At 55.9% G+C, this 19,628-nt stretch carries 14 protein-coding genes; 12 read left to right on the plus strand and 2 right to left on the minus strand.

The window, feature by feature from the left end:
- The first annotated feature begins 59 nt into the window (after window positions 1-59).
- From KTE_RS06665 to KTE_RS06720, 12 genes are all read left to right on the plus strand, one after another.
- The gene (locus tag KTE_RS06665) at window positions 60-2,270 is read left to right on the plus strand and encodes a tetratricopeptide repeat protein (protein WP_201379716.1); all 2,211 of its coding nucleotides are present in this window, start codon (window positions 60-62) and stop codon (window positions 2,268-2,270) included.
- 64 nt (window positions 2,271-2,334) lie between these two features.
- Window positions 2,335-4,908 (plus strand): tetratricopeptide repeat protein, encoded by a 2,574-nt coding sequence (locus tag KTE_RS06670; RefSeq protein WP_201379717.1) that lies wholly within the window; start codon window positions 2,335-2,337, stop codon window positions 4,906-4,908.
- Window positions 4,905-6,233 carry a class I SAM-dependent RNA methyltransferase gene (locus tag KTE_RS06675; RefSeq protein WP_201379718.1) on the plus strand — a complete coding sequence of 443 codons (1,329 nt, stop codon included), beginning with the start codon at window positions 4,905-4,907 and terminating at the stop codon, window positions 6,231-6,233. Before KTE_RS06670 ends, KTE_RS06675 begins: the two co-directional genes overlap by 4 nt.
- Before the next feature lie 35 nt (window positions 6,234-6,268).
- Window positions 6,269-6,955: a nucleoside triphosphate pyrophosphatase gene (locus tag KTE_RS06680; RefSeq protein WP_201379719.1), complete on the plus strand. Its 687-nt coding sequence runs from the start codon at window positions 6,269-6,271 to the stop codon at window positions 6,953-6,955.
- Between the two features lie 4 nt (window positions 6,956-6,959).
- Window positions 6,960-7,940: a tRNA glutamyl-Q(34) synthetase GluQRS gene (gluQRS, locus tag KTE_RS06685; RefSeq protein WP_236600309.1), complete on the plus strand. Its 981-nt coding sequence runs from the start codon at window positions 6,960-6,962 to the stop codon at window positions 7,938-7,940.
- A gap of 205 nt (window positions 7,941-8,145) precedes the next feature.
- Entirely contained in the window at window positions 8,146-9,198 is a 1,053-nt protein-coding gene (locus KTE_RS06690) for a mechanosensitive ion channel family protein (protein WP_201379722.1), read from the plus strand.
- Window positions 9,199-9,303: 105 nt separating this feature from the next.
- Entirely contained in the window at window positions 9,304-9,993 is a 690-nt protein-coding gene (nadD, locus tag KTE_RS06695) for a nicotinate-nucleotide adenylyltransferase (protein WP_201379724.1), read from the plus strand.
- A 291-nt stretch (window positions 9,994-10,284) separates the two neighbouring features.
- On the plus strand, window positions 10,285-11,574 hold the full coding sequence (iscB, locus tag KTE_RS06700; protein ID WP_201379726.1) for an RNA-guided endonuclease IscB: 1,290 nt from the start codon (window positions 10,285-10,287) through the stop codon (window positions 11,572-11,574).
- Window positions 11,575-11,606: 32 nt separating this feature from the next.
- Window positions 11,607-11,834 carry a DUF951 domain-containing protein gene (locus tag KTE_RS06705; protein WP_007906355.1) on the plus strand — a complete coding sequence of 76 codons (228 nt, stop codon included), beginning with the start codon at window positions 11,607-11,609 and terminating at the stop codon, window positions 11,832-11,834.
- Window positions 11,835-11,937: 103 nt separating this feature from the next.
- Complete coding sequence (locus KTE_RS06710; RefSeq protein ID WP_201379728.1) at window positions 11,938-13,362, plus strand: MFS transporter; 1,425 nt, start codon at window positions 11,938-11,940, stop codon at window positions 13,360-13,362.
- A 119-nt stretch (window positions 13,363-13,481) separates the two neighbouring features.
- Window positions 13,482-14,306, plus strand: coding sequence for a hypothetical protein (locus KTE_RS06715; RefSeq protein WP_201379730.1), 825 nt, complete (start codon window positions 13,482-13,484; stop codon window positions 14,304-14,306).
- Window positions 14,306-14,881, plus strand: a complete 576-nt coding sequence (locus KTE_RS06720) for an AAA family ATPase (RefSeq protein ID WP_201379732.1) — start codon at window positions 14,306-14,308, stop codon at window positions 14,879-14,881. Before KTE_RS06715 ends, KTE_RS06720 begins: the two co-directional genes overlap by 1 nt.
- Before the next feature lie 6 nt (window positions 14,882-14,887).
- Here the strand turns inward: KTE_RS06720 and mutL are convergent, their stop codons facing one another.
- Complete coding sequence (gene mutL, locus KTE_RS06725) at window positions 14,888-16,687, minus strand: DNA mismatch repair endonuclease MutL (RefSeq protein WP_201379735.1); 1,800 nt, start codon at window positions 16,685-16,687, stop codon at window positions 14,888-14,890.
- Window positions 16,684-19,365, minus strand: a complete 2,682-nt coding sequence (gene mutS / locus KTE_RS06730; protein WP_201379737.1) for a DNA mismatch repair protein MutS — start codon at window positions 19,363-19,365, stop codon at window positions 16,684-16,686. The genes mutL and mutS overlap by 4 nt, the downstream gene beginning before the upstream one ends.
- Window positions 19,366-19,628 lie beyond the last annotated feature (263 nt).

Raw genomic sequence — 19,628 nt, forward strand, 5'->3', positions numbered from 1 at the left:
TCTTCCCCTACTTCGTGGTACAATCCACACGATAATAAGTTGTGAGGTGAGCGCGATTTATGGTACGGAAAAAAGAGACAGCATTTAGCTTGACTGACGAAGAACAACAGCAACAACAACACCTGCTTACACACTATCATACCCTGGCAGAAAGCCTGCGAGAAAGCACGGATGCCTCCTCAATCGAGCACGTGTTGCAAGAGCTTTTGCAGTATACACCAGAGCTTCAGCAAACAATTGCCAAAGAGCTCAGCAAGGAACAGCACAGTGATGCTGCCGATATCCTGCTCGCGCTCCATAGCGTCAGCCCCAACAAAGAGGTACGCAAGGAGGCGAGGCGTGCGCTCCTGCGCTTAGAGAATGCCTCGATCAAACCACAGTGGCAGGCTCCTCAGGCACGCACCTCAGTTGTGGAGATCAAGACGGCAAACCCACCACGCTTCTGGCGAGGACAGGTCTCACAGACACGCGAACAGGGAGAAGTGCTCCTCTCGCTCTACTGGGAACAGGGCTATGACTATACCGAGGTGCGAAGCTTTACCTTCGTTCTTGATTTCTGGCGCGATGGCGTCCGTGAATTCATCCTGGAAACGCTCAGCAAACGTCGCGTGCTTGAGAGCATAGAGGAGCGCCAGGTTACCACCAGTCATGCTTTTGTTGAGTGTACCCTGGCAGAGGGCAGACGCTTGATCGAAGAGGCTCTCACGACCAATACCTGGCGTGGGAACCAGCCCGCAGTCGAATACCGCCATCATAGCAACACCCTCAATACTCTGATCTTCCAGGCCCAGGATGTTGGGCGCGACCGGGGTCTAACCTTCATGTATCCCGAGATGGACGCCCAGGAGACGGCTATTAACTTCGTGGGTGCCTGGTCAATAGGCGATTATGGCCTGACCTATGATCTCCTCAGCCGGGATAGCACGCTATTAAAAGATATAACACGCGCTGAGTGGATTGAACAACATCGCCGCTGGTTCGATGAAGCTCACCCCGCCCGCCTTATGCTGACGTTTGTACAGGAGCACGAGGCACCGCAGAGCACGCTCTGGCTTCCCTCCAGTGCGACCAGTAGCCAGGCGAAGCGCGTAGAGGTCGAAATTGGCTGGTCGCTTGAACTCAGCGAGACCATGCTCAGTGGGGCATTGGCCGAAATGCCATTGGGAACGGCGATCAACAAGGAAACGGGCCGGCACTGGTTCTGGAGCAAATACACCATGGTGCGCGAAAATAATGAATGGCGCGTTCAGCGCTTCCATGATGAGGGGGCGCGCCTACAAGGACTTCCAATTACGGAGATTCAGCAGCAGATTACGCGCCGGGAAGAGGAGGTCGAGGCCAAAGCCAAGCAGCCAGCGGAGGATATGCAAAGCCTGCTTGATGAGCTGACACGCGGCTTCTACCAGATCTTACACTACTATGATGCTCTGATTGCCCTGGTTTCACTTGATAGACAGCCATGCGAAGCGGCCACTGGCCGTGCTATGGCCCTGGGCAATCCCGAGCGAGCTATGGTTTATCTTCAGCGGCTGGTTGAGCGCTTCCCTGAGCGACTCGAGTTAAATATGCGTAGTCTCGCAGGGACATACGCCACCTATGCCTTTAACGAGGCTGCGGCCAATATACCCGGACGACGTGAGCATTTCCTGGAGCTTGCTGAAGCAACGCTTCGCGACTTGCTAGAACTACATAATGATGCGCTGAATCATCTTCTCCTGGCTGAGCTTTACAGTAGCCAGGAACGCAACGAAGAGGCCGAAGAAGAGCTACACCAGGCAGAAGCGCTCAATCCTACCACTGACGAGCAAGGCAGTATCGAGGCCAACCTGGGCGCACTAGCCATGCGCCGCGAACAGATGGCCACAGCGTTAGCCCATTTTGAGCGCGCCTCAAAGCTGGTACCCAATCATCCAGGCATCTGGTTTAATCTAGGCTTCGTCCATCGCCTGCTGGGGCATATGGAGACAGCGGCGTCACACTATAAACACGCCATCGAACTGGAGCCACAGGATATCCGCCCCTACTCTGAGCTTACAGCCATTAATATGAATCAGCAGGACCAGCAGGAGGCACGCCGGGTCGTTGAAGCCGGACTTGCCGCCAATCCTGACTCGGCTCATCTGCTCGCGCTGCATGCCTCGGTCTTACATGTACTAGGCGAAGAGCGGGCCGCGCAGCGCCAACTTGAGCAGGCGGAACAACTCGATCCAACCCTGGAGATTGTCCAGGCCACTCGCCAACAACTCGAATTGGACAAGAAGAGAAAATAGCGGGCATTACGCGCCCCATGCTCACTGTTCGTAATGTATAGTAAATGGAAGGGAAGGATGGATTGTGTCACAGAAACAGAAGGCAGGAGCAAACTCAAACGCGAACTCAAAAAGGGCGCATACCTCCCCAGGCCTGAACCCTGAAGAGCAGGCCTGGGTACAACAACAGCTTACCGACTATCCAGGCTATACGCAAGCGCTCCAGGCCGCGACGCATACGCGTCAGGTCCAGGAGGCACTCTCACCCCTGCTGGCTCAATCCGAACCTGTGCAACAAGCCCTGATACAGGGCCTGGGCAAACAGATTACTCAGGAGGCCGCCGACCTCTTGCAAGCGCTACACGAACTGGCATCAACCAAAGAGTTACGCAAAGAGGCGCGCCGCTCCCTCCTCCGCCTTGAGAATGCTAAAATTACGCCACACTGGCACTTGCCAGCCGAGGAGCAGGTACCTGCGCAACCCATCACACCCCAGGCCAGCACTCCACCTCGCTTCTGGAAAGGCTTTTATACCGATACGCTTGCCGAAGAAGAGGCGGCAGAGGTCATCCTCCTCTGGGAAGAGGGTGATGGCTATAAAGAGGCGCGCATCATGGGTATGACGCTGGACTATCGCCTCCACGGTATTGAAGACTTCTTCTATGAAGCACATTTGAGCAAACGCCAGGCCGAGAAACGCCTGGAGTATATACGCACACAGCAGTTTTCAGGAGCACGCTTCCTTCCGTGCACGCTGCCAGAGGCTCGTCACCTGATGGAAGACGCCCTGGACGTTCTGGAAGAACATGGAGCGCGCGCCCCAATAGATTTCGTTCGCTACCAACATATTGTCGATGAGCTTATCCTGAGCTCACCAGACGCAGAGATAGAAAATGAGGATGAAGAGATAATGCCGAAAGAGAACGAGCTCGGTCCCTTTGATATGGCTCAGGAGATGCAAAACTTTTTCGAAAACTTCTTTGCCGCAGGCGACCTTTTCGACCAGACGGTTGAAGAGTTTTTCGATGCCTGGAGTGAGGGCAACTATGGAGAAGCCTACGACCTGCTCGCGCACGACAGCCCGCTACGCCAGGGACTCGAGCGTGAAGCCTGGGTCCAGTTGCGTGAGCAATGGCGCGCCGAGGCCCAGCCAGCGAACTTCCGCATTCTAGGCCTGGAAGAGCGACTGGAGGATGAGGAGGATGAGGATTTCCTTGACGAGGAAGACGAAGACGACGAGCTAGAGGAGGAAGACGAAGACGACGAGCTAGAGGATGAGGAGGATGAGGAGGATGAGGACGAAGATGAGCTAGATATCGAAGCCGAAGAGGGGATCGTCGATGTGTGCTGGTCACTGGAGATGCGGCAGACGCCACTCTCTGAGCGCCTTCCCGAACTGCCCAGGGCAACCGCTGTCTATGATGTGACTGGGCGCCACTGGTTCTGGTCCAGTTTTACCGTCATCGATGAAGGTGGCGAGCCACGCCTGGTCTCTCATGTCGATGAGGGGACACAGCTCCAGAGCCTCTCCGACGAGGAGCTCGAGACCCGCTCCGATGAGCTTATCCAGCGTTACGAACAACTAATGGAGAAACTGGGCATCGATGAAGAGGGCAATCGCATCGTCCGAGAGGAGAGCGAGGACGAGGAGAATGAAGAGCTGGTCTTCACCCAGACGCTAGCCGGTCTTCAAAAAGGCATCACTATCACCAGCAAGTACCTGCACCATCTCGATGCCTTGATCGCGCATCACCCGGACGAGCAGTCCGAGCAGTATCAGCAAGCAGCTAGCCAGGCGGAGGCATCTCAGGACCTGGAACGCGCCGCGTATTACCTGCAAGCCATCGCGGATCGCTTCCCTGAACTTGCGCCAAAGGCCTTAATCAGCCTGGCAAATGCTCAGCAGCGCCTGGCTCAGGCGGCGGAGCAGGATGAGGAGCGCTCCACGCGTTTCTTCAAGCTCGCCGAACTGAACCTCCACACCAGCCTGGAGAAGGAGCGGTCCGCCCTGGGCCTGATCTTACTGGCCCAACAGCTCTCGCATGAATACGCCAAATTTGATGAAGCCGAGAAACTGCTTCACGAGGCTGAACAGCTCTCGCCCAATGCTAACGAGGCATTGATGATCGCTGTCAACCAGGGCATGATCGAGGAATACCGTAATCATATTCCGCAGGCTATCGAGCATTATCGGCGCGCCACGACCATCGCTCCAGACTTCCCCAATCTCTGGAACAATATTGGCTATCTCCAGTTAAACATGGAGCAGTACGACGAGGCCGAAAAGAGTTTCTTGCAGAGCGTTGACCATGATCCCACCAACACAGAGGCATACGTACACCTGGCGGATCTCTATGTCCAGGTACGCGAGGATATTGATGGCGCCGAAGATGTCCTACAGCAAGGGCTAGAAATCAATGAAGACGATATCGGCATTCTGGGCAAGCTGACTGAGGTCTACATTCAGAAAGGCGAACTGAAAGAGGCCGAGCAGTACCTTGAGGCCGCGGAGGAAATCTCGGCTGATTCGGCTTTCGTCCAGGAACTACGTGCCAACTTAGATCAGGCACGAGCAGAGAAACGACGTGCCATGAAATCTCGCGGCGAACAGCGCAAAGCGAACCAATCTCAGAATAAAGCGAAAAAGCACAAGAAATGATGACAGATTTCAACGAACAGTTGCAAGAACGTATGATTCATTATCATACAGTAACGCTTGGACCCCTGACACGCCAGGGACACGCCACGGCTGAAGTGACGATCGAGAAGGAGGCGGAGGAGCCAAAGCTCCTCCAGCTCCTCGTACCCGCGGGATTGCCGGGCGAACGCGTCACTATCGCGGTCGAGGATCCTCCCAAACCACGTCCTGGGCGTCGGAGCCGCCGCTGGAAGCCGCGCCCACCTCGCGTCTGGATCACCGAGATTCATGAGTCTTCGCCAGAGCGCGTGGTTGCCCCCTGCCCTGTCTTTGGCACTTGTGGAGGCTGCCAATTGCAGCATTTGCAATATGAACGTCAGCTCACCTGGAAACGTGAAATGGTGGAAGAACTGCTACGCGAGATTGGCCACTTTGAACAGCCTCCACTGCTGGAGGCCGTGGCTTGCGAAATCCCCTGGAACTATCGCAATCAAATGCGCTTCTCCATCAATCGTGAGGGGCAACCAGGGCTGACCGCACGCGACACGCGCCGGGTTCTACCACTTGTCTCCTGCCCCATCGCGCATGAACGCATCAACCGCGCGCTTACCGTGCTAAGCCAGTTTGAGAATCCGCGTCCACAGGTCATTGTGCGCTATGGTGTCGGCACGGGACAGATGCTCCTACAGCCTCAACAACCCGAAGAGGTGCAGCAACAACTGCAAGAAGCCGGACTGACCATTTGTGACGAGACCATGGAGGAGAAGCTGGGTGGCAAGACCTTCCGTATCCGCCCTAGCTCGTTCTTCCAGACCAACACGCCACAGGCTGAAAAGATGGTTCGCATGGTGCTTAATGGACTCCTCGCGCATCGACCCGCCGAGAAGGATCCTGCACAGTTGACCATCGTCGACGCATACTGCGGCGTTGGCACCTTTGCCCTGCTGATGGCACACCACTTTGGTCGCATTATCGCCATTGAGGAGTCGCCCAGCGCCATCCGCGATGCCCATTGGAACGCACGCGATACCAATAACATTGAGATCCTCAAAGGGAAGGTTGAGGACATGCTACCCGGGCTAAGCGCCCAGGTAGATGGCTTTGTCATCGATCCGCCACGCGCAGGCTGCCAGCCCATCGTTCTGGAGACGCTGCTGCGCTATCCCGTTGAACGCGTGGTGTATGTCTCCTGCGAACCATCGACCCTGGCACGCGACCTGGATGTCCTCTGTCATGGTGACGAGACCTACCAACTGGTCTCCGTGCAGCCGCTCGATATGTTTCCGCAGACTGCGCATATTGAATGTGTAGCCGTCCTGGAACGCAATAAGCATGAAAATATATAGTTACGTACAAAGCTTCTCACCAGGTAATTGACTCTATGCTAAATCACCATACGCATTTGCTGCTCGCCTCCGCCTCTCCCAGGCGCAGGCAGATTATTACCTCCCTTGGCCTGCCCTACACCATTGGCGTGTCGCCCACCGATGAAGAGGCAGTCCAGGCACTCTATCGCGGGCCTGCGGACGGCCTGGCGCAATGGACCGCTGCGCATAAAGCCCTGGGCGCCCTTACGATGCCCGAGTCCCAAGGCGCGCTCGTGGTGGCGGCAGATACCACCGTCCTCCTGGACGACCAGGTCCTGGGCAAGCCATGCGACGAAGAGCACGCGCGCCAACTCCTGCGCTCCCTGCGTGGACGCTGGCACCGCGTGGTCACCGGCGTTGTCGTGTGCGCGCTCAAAAATGGTCAGATCACGATGTTTGGCGCCAGCCAGGCTACACCCGTGCTCATGCGTCCCTATAGCGATGCCGAGATCGACGCCTATATCGCCAGCGGTGATCCTATGGACAAAGCCGGCGCCTACGGTATCCAGAATCCTGATTTCCAACCGACCGAGCGCATTGATGGCTGCTATTTGAACGTCGTTGGCTTGCCACTCGGCACGCTAACTGAGCTACTTGCGCGCTTTGATGTTCAGCCGCTGGCGGCGCATGTCTCAGATCCAGCCTGCTCCTGCTGCCCCTGGTCCACGCGCTCGCTTAAGAACGAGGCCACCCACGTCTAATCACATGCTCAAGTCATCTTCAGCAGCAACGGCAAAGCAGGCAGAAGAAGTTGTGGTGCGGGGGCGCTATGCCCCCAGCCCAACGGGGGACCTGCACCTGGGCAATCTGCGCACCGCCCTGCTAGCCTGGCTCTTCGCTCGCCGCGAACAGGGACAATTTGTGCTACGCGTCGAGGATCTCGATCAGCCCCGTGTGCGCGCGGGCGCCACACAAGGTATGCTGAACGATCTCCACTGGCTCGGGCTGGACTGGGATGAGGGTCCCGGCGTGGGCGGCCCCTATGCGCCATACACCCAGAGCGAGCGCCTGGAGATCTACGAGACCTATCGGAAACGCCTCCAGGATGCAGACCTGGTCTATCCCTGCTATTGTAGCCGGGCCGAGATCGCGCACGCGGCGAGCGCGCCTCAGCAGGGAGCCGAGGATGGACCACGCTATCCCGGCACCTGTCGCTATCTGACGACACGCGAACGTAGCCAGCGTGAGCGAATGCGCCGCCCCTCGCTTCGTCTGCGCGTGCCGGATGAGAGCCGGGTCGCCTTCACCGATCTTGTGATGGGGCCAATGACGCAACATGTCCAGCAGGCAGTTGGCGACTTTATTATCCGGCGCTCGGATGGTATCTTCGCCTACCAGTTCGCCGTAGTTGTCGATGATGCCCTGATGCAGATCAACCAGATCGTGCGTGGCGCGGACCTGCTCTCCTCGACCGCGCGTCAGATTCTGCTCTTTCAGCTCCTTGGCTTCCCCATCCCCACCTTTGCCCATGTTCCCTTGATTCTAGATGCCACAGGCAAACGCCTCTCTAAGCGCGATGGTAGCACGGGCCTGGCTCCCCTGCGCGCAGCGGGACAGACACCACAACACATCATCGGGCAGCTTGCGACAAGTTGTAGCCTCCTGCCGAATGGTACTCTTCTCACCCCTCACCAGCTCCTCACGGTCTTCTCTCAGCATCGATATGGTATAATGCGCACAGAATAAACAAGCCACACAAAAATCACAGACATTTCATCATCCTGAGATTTTGCCATGAGAGGCGCATAAACATAAACTTGCGCCTACCAATCAAGGCAAAATACAGGATGTGTGTTATCTGGCGTCTCCATCTGGTTAGCGCACTAGAAGGGTTCTCGTAGTTCGGATGATTTTGGCACAGGAGCTTATTAATTATATCTGGTTAAAGAGTATGATACAGCCGGTATTTCGCATCATTATCCTCGTTGCCGCTACATTGATAGCGATCTTTCTAGGCTTGCAGTTCCGCCGTAGGCTCAGAGCGCGCTTGAAGAAAACGGTGCTCGACACCTGGATTATCGAGACGCTTGGAATACTCATCATTCTTCCGCCCGTGATTATTGTTCTGCTGATTGCGCCTATTATCTACGATTGGGGATTCAATCACTTTAAGGATTGGATAGATGGCATTGATACCACTCTCAAAATTGACTCAGGCAATCTCCCTAACACACTCTGGCATCTCTTCTGGACCTTCTTCTGGACAATTCTGGTCATCGCCCTGGGCCTGGGCACGGCGCGTACCGTTCGTGACCTAATTGTTCGCTCGCTGGGCGAGAATCGCATCGATATCAACATTCGCACGCTTATCGGGCGCATCTTCTATCTTGTCACGCTAATTATCGTGCTCTTTGTCCTGCTCTCAATCTGGAATATCCCCATCACGGCTCCCTTGACGATTCTGGGTGCCCTGACGGTTGCGATCACGGTCTCAATTCAGGATATCGTCAAAAATCTCTTCTCCGGCTTCTACCTCCTGGTTGAGCGCCCCTTCTACATTGGCAATATCATCACGACCAATAGCGTTGGCGTCAACTACACCGGGCGCGTAGAGGATATTCAGTTGCGCGCGACGAAGGTTCGCCAGCTCTCTGGTGAGGAGATCATGATCCCCAATGCCTATCTCTTCAATAACGTGGTCGTCAATAGCTCATACTATGGTGAGCGTCGCGCCGCCATCACGATTACCTTGCCGCAAGACAAGTTTGTGAAGGAAGAGACAGCCGCCATCATTCTCCGCGAGCTTAAAGAAATTCCGGCTGTGATTCCTAAGCCCGAACCAGGCGTACACTTTACGAGCTTTGCCGCGCAAAAAGTCACGCTGACCTTACGTTTCTGGATCAGCGTTGAGCAGACTGATACGATTACCGATGTGATGTTTGCGCTCTATCATGCGCTGCCTGATGCTGAGTTGACGGTGACCGAACTAGCTGGCAATATATAAGCAAGCAAACTCCTACATTCTGGTAGGTGGTGAGGTCTGACAGCCCGAGGCAGCCAGACCTCACCACCTACCAGAAAACTGAAAAAATAAGAGGAAGAAATACCGTTGGAAGAGCAGCAGAGATCACAGCACACGCAGCCGGTTGAACATATTGGTATTATGGGAGGCACCTTTGATCCTATTCATAATGCCCACCTGGCGGTTGCAGAGGAGGTTCGCGTCGCGCTGAATCTCTCATATATTCTTTTTATTCCGACTGGGCAGCCCCCACATAAACGTACGCATCACCTCACTCCATCCCAGCATCGCCTCGCCATGGTCGAGCGCGCCATTGCCTCGAATCCTTTTTTTGCCTGCTCGCGCATCGAGGTAGATTGGTCTGGCCCATCTTACACCACTGATACCCTGAAACGCCTGCGCGAGGAGCTCGGTTCCCGGGCCTGCCTCTATTTTATTATTGGCTGGGATAGCCTGCTTGATCTACACAAATGGCAGGATCCCGAGGGCATTCTTGCGCAGTTGACCGCGCTCGTGGCGGTGGGCCGCCCCGGCTATTCAGCGTCTGGGGCGCTTGGGAACCCCTTCGATCAGGATAATCTGGACAACACAGAGTATAATACAAAGCTAGAGGAGCGTTTGCCTGGTATCACACAACGTCTGCGTCTCGTGCAGGCTCCCATGCTGGAGATCTCTTCAACTGATCTACGCCAGCGTGTCGCCCAGGGACGTCCCATACGTTATCAAATGCCTGATGCTGTGACAGAATATATTCACGAACATCATCTCTACCAGTAATAGAGAGTAGAGGACATACATATTGTCAGGTACCCCATGCCTAAAGGCAGGGGCTTGTGAAAGCAAGCTCGGACCTGTCCAGACTTAGCCATGGGCCTTCTGCTTAGGCAGGAGGTTATCAGGCTACGATAGAGGAGAAGTGTTCAAGTTCCTACCTACAGGTGCGTGCCAGCCGGTAGCTCTAGAATCTCTGGGTTAAACAGCAAAGCGGGGTCTATGCAGTGCTCAGGGAAAAGTACCGCCCTCTATCATTGTCGAGGCAACCATTACCCTGGAAACAGGAGGCTCATTTTGAGCAATGTTTTTGTGATTGATAGTGACTATACACCTTTAAATCCGGTGCATCCAGGACACGCGAGGCGCTTGCTCAGGCAAGGGAAAGCAGCCGTCTTTAGACGTTATCCGTTTACCATTGTGCTCAAACGGGTGGTAGAACAGCCAGAGGTCCACCCCTTGCGCCTCAAGCTCGATCCAGGCAGTAAAACGACGGGAATTGCCCTGGTGAACGATACCAACGGCCATATTGTGTTCGCGGCTGAACTCTCACATCGAGGGCATGCAATTAAAGACAGTCTTGAGAGTCGTCGTGCAAGTCGCCAGGGGCGTAGGCAGCGTAAAACACGCTACCGCAAGCCGCGATTTGACAATCGACGGAGGAAGAAGGGATGGTTGCCACCCTCGTTAGAAAGTCGCCTTGCCAACATTCTGACGTGGGTAGTTCGTCTGTGTCGCTATGCTCCCATTGCCGCTCTGAGTCAGGAGCTGGTGAAGTTTGATCTGCAATTGATGGAGCATCCCGACATTGCAGGCGTGCAATATCAACAAGGAACCTTGCAAGGCTATGAGGTCAGGGAATACTTGCTGGAAAAATGGGAACGCACGTGTGCCTATTGTGGCAAACAAGAGGTCTCGCTTCAGGTAGAGCATATCCATCCACGTGCCCGTCGTGGGACGAACAGGATAAGCAATCTGACCTTGGCTTGCCAAGCATGCAATACTGCCAAAGGCACTCAGGAGATCGACGTCTTCTTGCAAAAGAAACCTGATGTGCTCAAGCGTCTTCTCGCTCAGGTCAAAAAGCCACTCAAGGATGCCAGCGCTGTCAATAGCACACGCTGTGCTTTGCGAGAACGGCTCAAAGCTCTCGGTTTGCCTGTCGAGTGTGGGAGCGGTGGCTTGACGAAGTGGAATCGTAGCACGCGAGGACTCCCCAAAACCCACTGGCTGGATGCAGCTTGCGTAGGCAAGAGCACGCCTGATGTGCTTGTGCAGAAGGGAGTCATCCCACTGCGCATCAAAGCGACAGGGCATGGGAGGAGGCAAATGTGTGTGCCTGACAAGTATGGCTTCCCCAAGCAGCACAAAGAGCGAAAAAAGACATTTCTTGGGTATCAAACGGGTGATCTGGTCAAAGCCATAACGCCCAAAGGAACATTTGAAGGACGGATAGCCATTCGTCATCGGCCTTCATTCCGACTGCAGAAGGTCGATATTCACCCCAAATATATGCGGTGTGTGCAACGATCCGATGGCTATGAGTATACACAGAAAGGAGTGCGCCATGCTCCTCCCCATGGCTAAAGCCAGGGGTCCCCGCATGGCCCAATTTTTAGATGGAGCCAGTACAGTTTGAGATCGGCGATCGCCTGCGCCTGCGTAAGAAGCATCCCTGCGGTGGTTTTGACTGGGAGGTCTATCGCCTGGGGGCGGACATCGGCTTGCGCTGCGAGACCTGCGGTCGCCACATTCTCCTTCCACGCTCCGAGGTTGAGCGTCGCATGAAACAGCGTTTACCCCGCCTTCCCAAGCCAGAAGACGACTTTGATCCATATGAGCTCTAAATCTGCGATCGCCCTCTAACATCCTCACCCGTACCTCTTCACAGATCCGGGTGAGTTTTCCCTCGACGCCCACGAGCATATGCTCATAAAGGAGAACATCTGAATGGCAGTAGCCAAACCGAGAGGGGGCTTTCTTACCCTTCTCCGCAAGCCAGATTTTTTGCGCCTCTGGCTGGCCCAACTCATCTCACAAACAATTTTTAATGCCTCCAACTGTGCCATCATGCTCCTTATTGAAGCAATCACCCAATCGACGACACAGTTGGGGCTGGCCATTATCAGCTTCAGCCTGCCTGCGGTGCTCTTTGGCGCGCCCGCCGGGGTTCTTGTTGATCGGATGTCGAAGCGCAAGGTGCTCTGGAGCAGCAACTGTTTACGCGGCATCGTCAGCCTTATTTTCGTGCTCTCGCTACTCTTTAATCACAATGCCCTGCTACCCGTTTACGCGCTCTCATTTATTGTTTCTACTATTTGCCAGTTCTTCGCGCCCGCAGAGTCCGCCACCATTCCGATGCTCGTCAATAATGAGGAGTTGATGCCCGCGCTCTCCCTCTTCAATATTACGATCATGATTTCGCAGGCCCTGGGCTTTGTGGTCCTCACACCGCTCGCCTTGCTATTCCTGCCAACCATTCATCTCTTTGGCCTGACACTCGACCCTTTTGTGCAGGTCTACGCGGCGACGGCGCTGCTCTATCTCGTCTGCTCCGGACTTATTCTCCTCATTCCAAACAAGAGCTTTGCCCCTCATATACAGGCACCCAAGGATGACGACCTGACCGCGCAAACCATTGGGGCGATGGGACATATCTGGCAAGAAATGGCTCAGGGATGGAACTTTGTGCGCACCAATAAGCCACTCTTTCTGGCGGTCGTACAACTCTCCTTCGCGGGTGTGATTATCTTTGTCATTAGTGAAATCGCGACCCCAATGGTGAAAGATCTGCTGAGCCTTCCCGCTAATACAATGCCGATTGTCTTTGCGCCTGCTGGTATCGGCCTGATCGCCGGTTCGCTGCTGATGCCGCAACTGGTCAAACGCCTGGGACAATATCGCACCATTCACTTCGGCGCCCTGGGCCTGACACTTGCCACAGCGATCATTCCTCTGCTCACCCTGGTTGTGCGCCTGCTTGCGCCGCAAAGCTGGCGTGGCAATCCCTGGTTGATGATCATGGTAGCCGTCTTGATGTTCGCGGCTGGCATCGCGCTGGACTTTATCAATATTCCCTCGCAGACCGCCATTCAGGAACTGACGCCTGATAAGCTCAAGGGACGCGTGCTCTCGCTGCAAATCGTGCTCTATAGCGCCTGCTCTATCCCGGTCCTACTCTTTCTAGGGGCTGCCTCCGACCTCTTTGGCATTGACCGGGTCCTCTACCTGCTGGCCGGCCTTCACCTGGCCTTTGGCCTCTGGTGTATCTACTTTGAGCGCAAATATAAGCTCACGGATCGCCCACAGGCAGTGCCCGTGGTCATACCGCTGGAACACGTGGTCATCCCCCAGGAACAGGAAGAGAGGGTGTAGTCAAACATATTTGTTGACGCTATACAGGTTCAGCATCTACAATACATAGCAGACTGATCCAGTCTAAACCACAGCCGCATCGATGAGGTCGTTGTTTAGCATAGCAACCAGGAGAGCGCATGGATACCCAGACGCAAATTATAGAACAAATCGCACCCTATCAGCCCTGGCTCACCCTGTGCGGTGTCCTGGTGCTTTTCCTACTTCTACGTGCCACGCGCAGGGCCTTGCGCCGGCGGGTAGACGAGATCGGGTACTGGCTGCTAGGCGAGCGTGGGCGGCTCATCTGGTTCTGGATCAATGCCCCTGGTGTCATGCTGCATGAACTCAGTCACGCGGCAGTCGTCCTGCTCTTCACCCCCTTCGGCTTTCGCATCACCAGTATCACGCTCTTCCGTGTACAACCGACTACAGCACGCGACCGATATGGACGCGTTGTGCGGAGCGGGGGACGCCAATCGCTGCAACTGGGCGAGGTACAATACGTTCGTCCCCAGGGAAAGCTTATCAGCTATGTGGGGGATGGACTCAGCGGCATTGCGCCGCTCTTTGGAGGCACCGCCATGTTCGCTTTCCTCTATTGGATCGCGACCGGCTATAATCTCTGGGACATTCCCCTCGACGCGCACCAGAACTGGCAGTTGCTCCGCCCCGACTGGCCCTGGTGGACGCTCATCTTCGCGCCCTACCTGATCCTGACGGTCACCTCCGAACTCTGGCCCAGTCGCCAGGACTGGACGGGAGCGCGCTGGTTTATGGTCGGCCTCTGTACCTGTCTCTTGCTGGCTCTCGGTCTGCTCTGGTACACCAATCACCTGGCACGCGTGCTCTCTCTGAGCACATTTATGGCCTCACGCATCGATTTCGCCCTGGTCGTCCTGATCGTGCTCGACCTGCTCTTTCTGATCATCGCCGAGCTGACCGCGAGAGGGGTGCGCCACTGATGTCCACGGACAAGACCACGCCGCTTATTCTTATCACCGGCCATCCTTGTACAGGCAAGACAACGCTTGGGCAGCGCCTGGCGGCTGATCTGAAGCTTCCCTTTATCAATAAAGATGGTATCAAAGAGCAGCTTTTTGAGTCCCTTGGCTGGTCGGATCGCGAGGCCAGTCGTCGCCTGGCACCAACCACTTTCGCCCTGCTCTATCACTTCCTCACAGCCCAGCTACGCGCGGGACAGCCCTGTATCGCCGAGGCTAATTTCGACCCAGCCTTTGCCACAGAAGAATTTCGCACCCGCCAGCAAAACTTTCCTCTGCGCATCTTCCAGCTTCTCTGCTACGCTGATGGACAGATACTCTTTGAGCGCTTTCAACTGCGCTCTGAATCCGGAGAGCGGCATCCAGGGCATCAGGATCACCTGGCCTATGACGAGTGGCGCACCCGGCTTAGCAATGGTCGCCTGGAACCGCTGCAACTCGACTGCACACTCTACGAGCTTGACACCAGTGACTTCGCCGCCATCGATTACAAGCACATCTTAAACACGATGCGCGACTTCCTGGTCACATCCTGACAAAAGCTACCAATCAAATTTCTCGATGAGAAAGCTGCGGCTATAATGGAGTAGGATCGGGCTACCATGCGGGCAGACTGCCGGTACGGAGGCGTGTGCCAGCGAGGTCAGAAGTGACTGTTGCTCACCCTGGCTAAGTTCGCGGCCCCGCCGCAGGGCCGAGCGACAGGACAGGCCAATCAAGAGGCTGTGCTCCCAATCCTCATTATCTTCGGCGGCGATCTGTACCAGGTCCTCGACCTGACCCACAAGCTGCTCATACCCTTCTCCACCTGGAATCGAGCGCACAAGGAAACTGCGCCCGCCGAAGCGCTCACACTCCAAACCCAGCCCACGCAACATGGGGAGACGCTCTTCCAATAGTTCCGCCTCGTGGCGCTTCAGCTCAACAATCACTGGCTCCAACAGGAGATGCCCATTAACGGCCTCGCCCTCCTCATCCTCTGCCGAATCGATGCCATGAGCGTAACGCTGGCGCAGGTGCTCATAGATTACACGCTCATGCGCCCGGTGCTGATCGACGAGGTAGAGGCTGCCATCGGGAGCCTCGGCCAGGATCACCGCACGTTGCAGCTGGGCCAGGGGGCGCAACTGAGCAATCGCCTCCGCCGAGGCGGGGGACGCGGCCTCCGCCAGGTACTCCTCGGCAGTCTCGCTCATATGCAACCCTCTGCGACGTGCACCAGGCAGCCTGTGTTGGGTCGCCAGGACCGGCCCGGGGAATTTGACCTCCTCCGGCAGGACAGGGCTACGCTCCAGCACAGCCTGGACCGACTCCGTCAGGAGATCAAGCACCTCCCGCTCACGGAGCAGGCGCACCTCGGTCTTGGCCGGATGTACATTCACATCGACCTCGTTGGGGGCGACCTCGATAAAGAGTACAAGCAGGGGATGCTTTCCCTTGGCTAACAGGCCACGATAGCCCTTCTCCACAGCGTCATAGAGTGCCCGCGATTGAACCCAGCGCCCATTCACAAAGAGCGTCACGTACTGCCGGTTGTTCTGCGCCAACACCCGATTTCCGATGTAGCCATGGATGCGATACTGCTCACCAGCGCCTCGCTCCACCTCGTAGAGCATCTCATTGAGCGGCAGGGAATAGATTTCAGTCAGCGCGGTTTTTAGCTCACCCGAGCCGCTTGTCTGTAAGGCGATATGCTCATCGAGCACCAATGTAAAGCGCACCCCTGGATAGCCCAGGGCATAGCGCCGTATATAGTGGAGAATATGCCCATTCTCGGTACGCGCTCCACGGATAAATTTCAGGCGCGCGGGCACGTTAAAGAAGAGATCACGCACCGTCACCGTGGTTCCAGGGACCCTGGCTTTGCGCCCACGCTCAACCACCTCGCCTCCACGCAGGGTCACGAACTGGGCAGGACGTTCTTCACTTGTATCTCCGGTCTCGCTGGCCCTGCTCTCAAGGGTCATCTCGGCAATGGTGGCGATGCTCGCCAGAGCCTCACCACGAAAGCCAAGTGTTCCCAAACGTTCCAGATCCTCAATGGTCGAGAGCTTGCTGGTACTATGCCGCAAACAGGCCCGCTCCAACTCGTCCTCAGGAATGCCAATGCCATCATCGCTGACACGCATGAGGCGCAACCCGCCGCCACGTACCTCGATCCGTATCGCACGGGCCTGGGCGTCTAAAGCGTTCTCAACCAGTTCTTTGATAACGGATACCGGGCGCTCAATGACCTCGCCCGCCGCGATGCGCTCGGCGACCTCGTCGGGTAAGACCACGATTGGTCTGCGGGCTGGACGCTGCTCCAGATTGTTTTCTGCTCGCTCGTACAACTGACTCATGCTCGCCTTCCAGTGCGTTTCTTCTGACAGTTCTGCAACAACGACAATAAGTTCAGGGCATCCAGGGGCGTAATGGCATACAGATTGATGAGCTCTAGATCATCCGCGCTCCCCTCGCCAGCCTCCAGGCGCTGCGCGATCTGTCGAGCCTCCTCACTCTGCCAATGATAGCTCGCCTGCGACTCCGCGACTCGCCCATTGCTCTCCACACCCATATGCTCCTCGCGCTCCGGGAGAAGGATTAAACGGCTATCGCTGGCCTGCTGCCCCTCCTCTAGCTGGTATAAAATCTCTTCGGCGCGCTCCACAATACTCATGGGCATCCCCGCCAGGCGCGCGACATGTACGCCGTAGCTCTTGCCCGCGCTCCCCTCGACGACTTTGTGCAAAAACACAATGCTAGCATGCTCATCCTCATCACTGATCGCCATAGCATGGACACAGAGATGAGGCAGCTCTTCCGCGAGAGCCGCCAATTCATGATAATGAGTCGCGAACAGCGTGCGTGCTTTCAAGCGGCTATGCAGGTGCTCCACCACGGCGCGGGCGATGGCCAGCCCATCATAGGTACTGGTCCCACGTCCGATCTCGTCGAGGATGAGCAGGCTATGGGGCGTGGCATGATGCAGGATGGTTCCCGTCTCCTCCATCTCAACCATAAATGTGCTCTTGCCAGCCGCAATATCATCCTCGGCCCCAACACGCGTGAAGATCCGGTCGACAACCCCTATCCGCGCCTGCCTGGCTGGCACAAAACTACCAATTTGCGCCATGAGCGTAATCAGTGCTACCTGGCGCAAGTAGGTCGACTTGCCTGCCATGTTGGGGCCGGTCAGCAACATAATACGCCTCCCCTCGTCGGCCTCCATCTGTGTATCATTGGGAATGAAGGCGTCGCCATCCAGAGCATATTCAACGACCGGGTGCCGTCCATCGCGAATATCAATGCCATGTCCCTGCTCCAACTGGGGACGCGTATAGCCCTGGTGAACCGCGACCACGGCGAAGCTCAACAGGACATCAACCCGGGCCACGAGCCTGGCTGTGTGCGCTAGCTGCGCATAGTAGACGCTAATCTGCCGCAGGACCTCCCCGTAGAGCCCCTTCTCCATCTCTTCGATGCGCTCGACGGCGCTCAGGATACGCGCCTCATGCTCTTTCAGCTCAGGCGTGATAAAGCGCTCGGCATTGACTAGCGTTTGCTTGCGCATATAGTCGCCAGGCACCAGTTTCAGGTTGGCATTGCTTACTTCGATATAGTAGCCAAAGACCTTGTTAAAGCCAACTTTTAGAGATTTGATGCCTGTTCGTTCGCGCTCACACCCCTCCAGAGAGACCATCCAGCGGCGTGAGTCGCGAATAGAGGCAAAGAGTTCATCCAGTTCTGGATCATAGCCCTGGCGAATCAAGCGCCCATCATCGCCATGCTCATCCTCCTCGCCCGAGCGCATCAAGGCTCGGTCTACCAGGTCGATGACCTCCTGACAGTCCTGCATCTCCTCGGCCAGTTCACGCAGGAGTAGCGCCTCGCAGCCACGCAAGAGTTCACGCAACTCGGGGACATGCTCAAGATTGTCGCGTAAGCCCAGAACCTCGTTGCGCACGGCGGTCCCCTGGCGAATACGCCCGGCGATACGCTCCATATCGCTAAAGACCTGCAAACTCATGGTAAAGCGGCTACGCAATGCTGGACTCTCAAAGAGCTCCTCGACGCTTCCCAGCCGCGCATCCAGTTCATTGAGGTCGAGCAGGGGCTGCGTAATGGTCTTGCGCATCTCACGCGCACCCATCGGGGTAATGGTGCGGTCGAGCACGCCCAGTAGGCTTCCCTGCACACTGCCACTGCGCGTGCCCTGAAGGAGTTCCAGGTTGCGCTGGGTATGGGCATCCAGCACCATATAGCTGCTGGTGCGATAGGATTTTAGGCCCGTCAGGAGGGCAAGCAGGCCATTGTTCATCTTTTCCAGGTAGGCGACTATCGCGCCTGCGGCGGCCACAGCCTGGGGAATATGCGCGCATCCATATGCTTCAAGTGATTGCACGCCAAACAGCTTACAGAGTCGATCCTGCGCCATCTCGGAATTGAAGAAGTGTCCAGGGCAGGAGGTCACCGTCACCGTCTGCGTGGGAAAGTGATACGCCTCACGGTTACTCCCTTCAGCAAGCAAACATTCAACCGGGTTGAGGCGCTGAAGCTCGGCATCCAGCGCGACTGGTAGCTCCTCGGAGCGAAACCAGGTCACGAGAAACTCGCCGGTGCTGACATCCACTGCCGCCAGTGCGGTCTGCACACGTCCCATAGCGATAGCCACCAGGTAGTTATTCTGGCGTGCTGGCAGGAGATTGGGCTCTGAGAGCGTGCCCGCCGTTAAAATTCGTGTCACGGCCCGGTCGACCACGCCCCTGCCCACCTCTCCCACCTGTTCGCAGACAGCGACTTTATAGCCCGCGGTAATCAGCTTGCCAATATAGTTATTTAAGGCATGTAGAGGAATACCGGCCAGGGGTATCGCTTCATTGCCATACATGCGACTGGTGAGCACGATCTGTAGCTCGCGCGCGGCGATTCGTGCGTCCTCATCGAAGGTTTCAAAAAAGTCCCCCACCTGGTACATGAGAAGGGTGTCAGGGTATTGGCTCTTAATGCGTAAATATTGCTTGCGTGCGGGCGTCGTCATCAGCGATGTCCCCTCTACTCCATCAATTCCTGAATGTTAATCTTGAACATCCGTACATTACTCTATTCTCATTTCATTGTCAAAAGCAGGATATCATCGCGCTCTCCAATATCCACTCTTCCTACTCCTTTAAATAATTCACGAAATGTATAGAAATATCTGGTAAAAAACAGCGCAATGTGCTATTCTCTACATCCAGGCTACTGCCAACCAGCGCTGGCGCTCGCACGTACATAAGACGAAGAACGCAATATAGAAGGAGA

The organism is Ktedonobacter sp. SOSP1-85 (assembly GCF_016587415.1).
Classification (GTDB): domain Bacteria; phylum Chloroflexota; class Ktedonobacteria; order Ktedonobacterales; family Ktedonobacteraceae; genus Ktedonobacter.

Excerpts from the sequence above, each read along its gene's own strand:
- mutS (WP_201379737.1), bottom strand. The coding sequence starts at position 19,365 with ATGACGACGCCCGCACGCAAGCAATATTTACGCATTAAGAGCCAATAC.
- KTE_RS06665 (WP_201379716.1), top strand. The coding sequence starts at position 60 with ATGGTACGGAAAAAAGAGACAGCATTTAGCTTGACTGACGAAGAACAA.
- KTE_RS06680 (WP_201379719.1), top strand. The coding sequence starts at position 6,269 with ATGCTAAATCACCATACGCATTTGCTGCTCGCCTCCGCCTCTCCCAGG.
- KTE_RS06705 (WP_007906355.1), top strand. The coding sequence starts at position 11,607 with ATGGAGCCAGTACAGTTTGAGATCGGCGATCGCCTGCGCCTGCGTAAG.
- mutL (WP_201379735.1), bottom strand. The coding sequence starts at position 16,687 with ATGAGTCAGTTGTACGAGCGAGCAGAAAACAATCTGGAGCAGCGTCCA.
- KTE_RS06720 (WP_201379732.1), top strand. The coding sequence starts at position 14,306 with ATGTCCACGGACAAGACCACGCCGCTTATTCTTATCACCGGCCATCCT.
- KTE_RS06715 (WP_201379730.1), top strand. The coding sequence starts at position 13,482 with ATGGATACCCAGACGCAAATTATAGAACAAATCGCACCCTATCAGCCC.
- gluQRS (WP_236600309.1), top strand. The coding sequence starts at position 6,960 with ATGCTCAAGTCATCTTCAGCAGCAACGGCAAAGCAGGCAGAAGAAGTT.
- KTE_RS06690 (WP_201379722.1), top strand. The coding sequence starts at position 8,146 with ATGATACAGCCGGTATTTCGCATCATTATCCTCGTTGCCGCTACATTG.
- KTE_RS06675 (WP_201379718.1), top strand. The coding sequence starts at position 4,905 with ATGATGACAGATTTCAACGAACAGTTGCAAGAACGTATGATTCATTAT.
- KTE_RS06710 (WP_201379728.1), top strand. The coding sequence starts at position 11,938 with ATGGCAGTAGCCAAACCGAGAGGGGGCTTTCTTACCCTTCTCCGCAAG.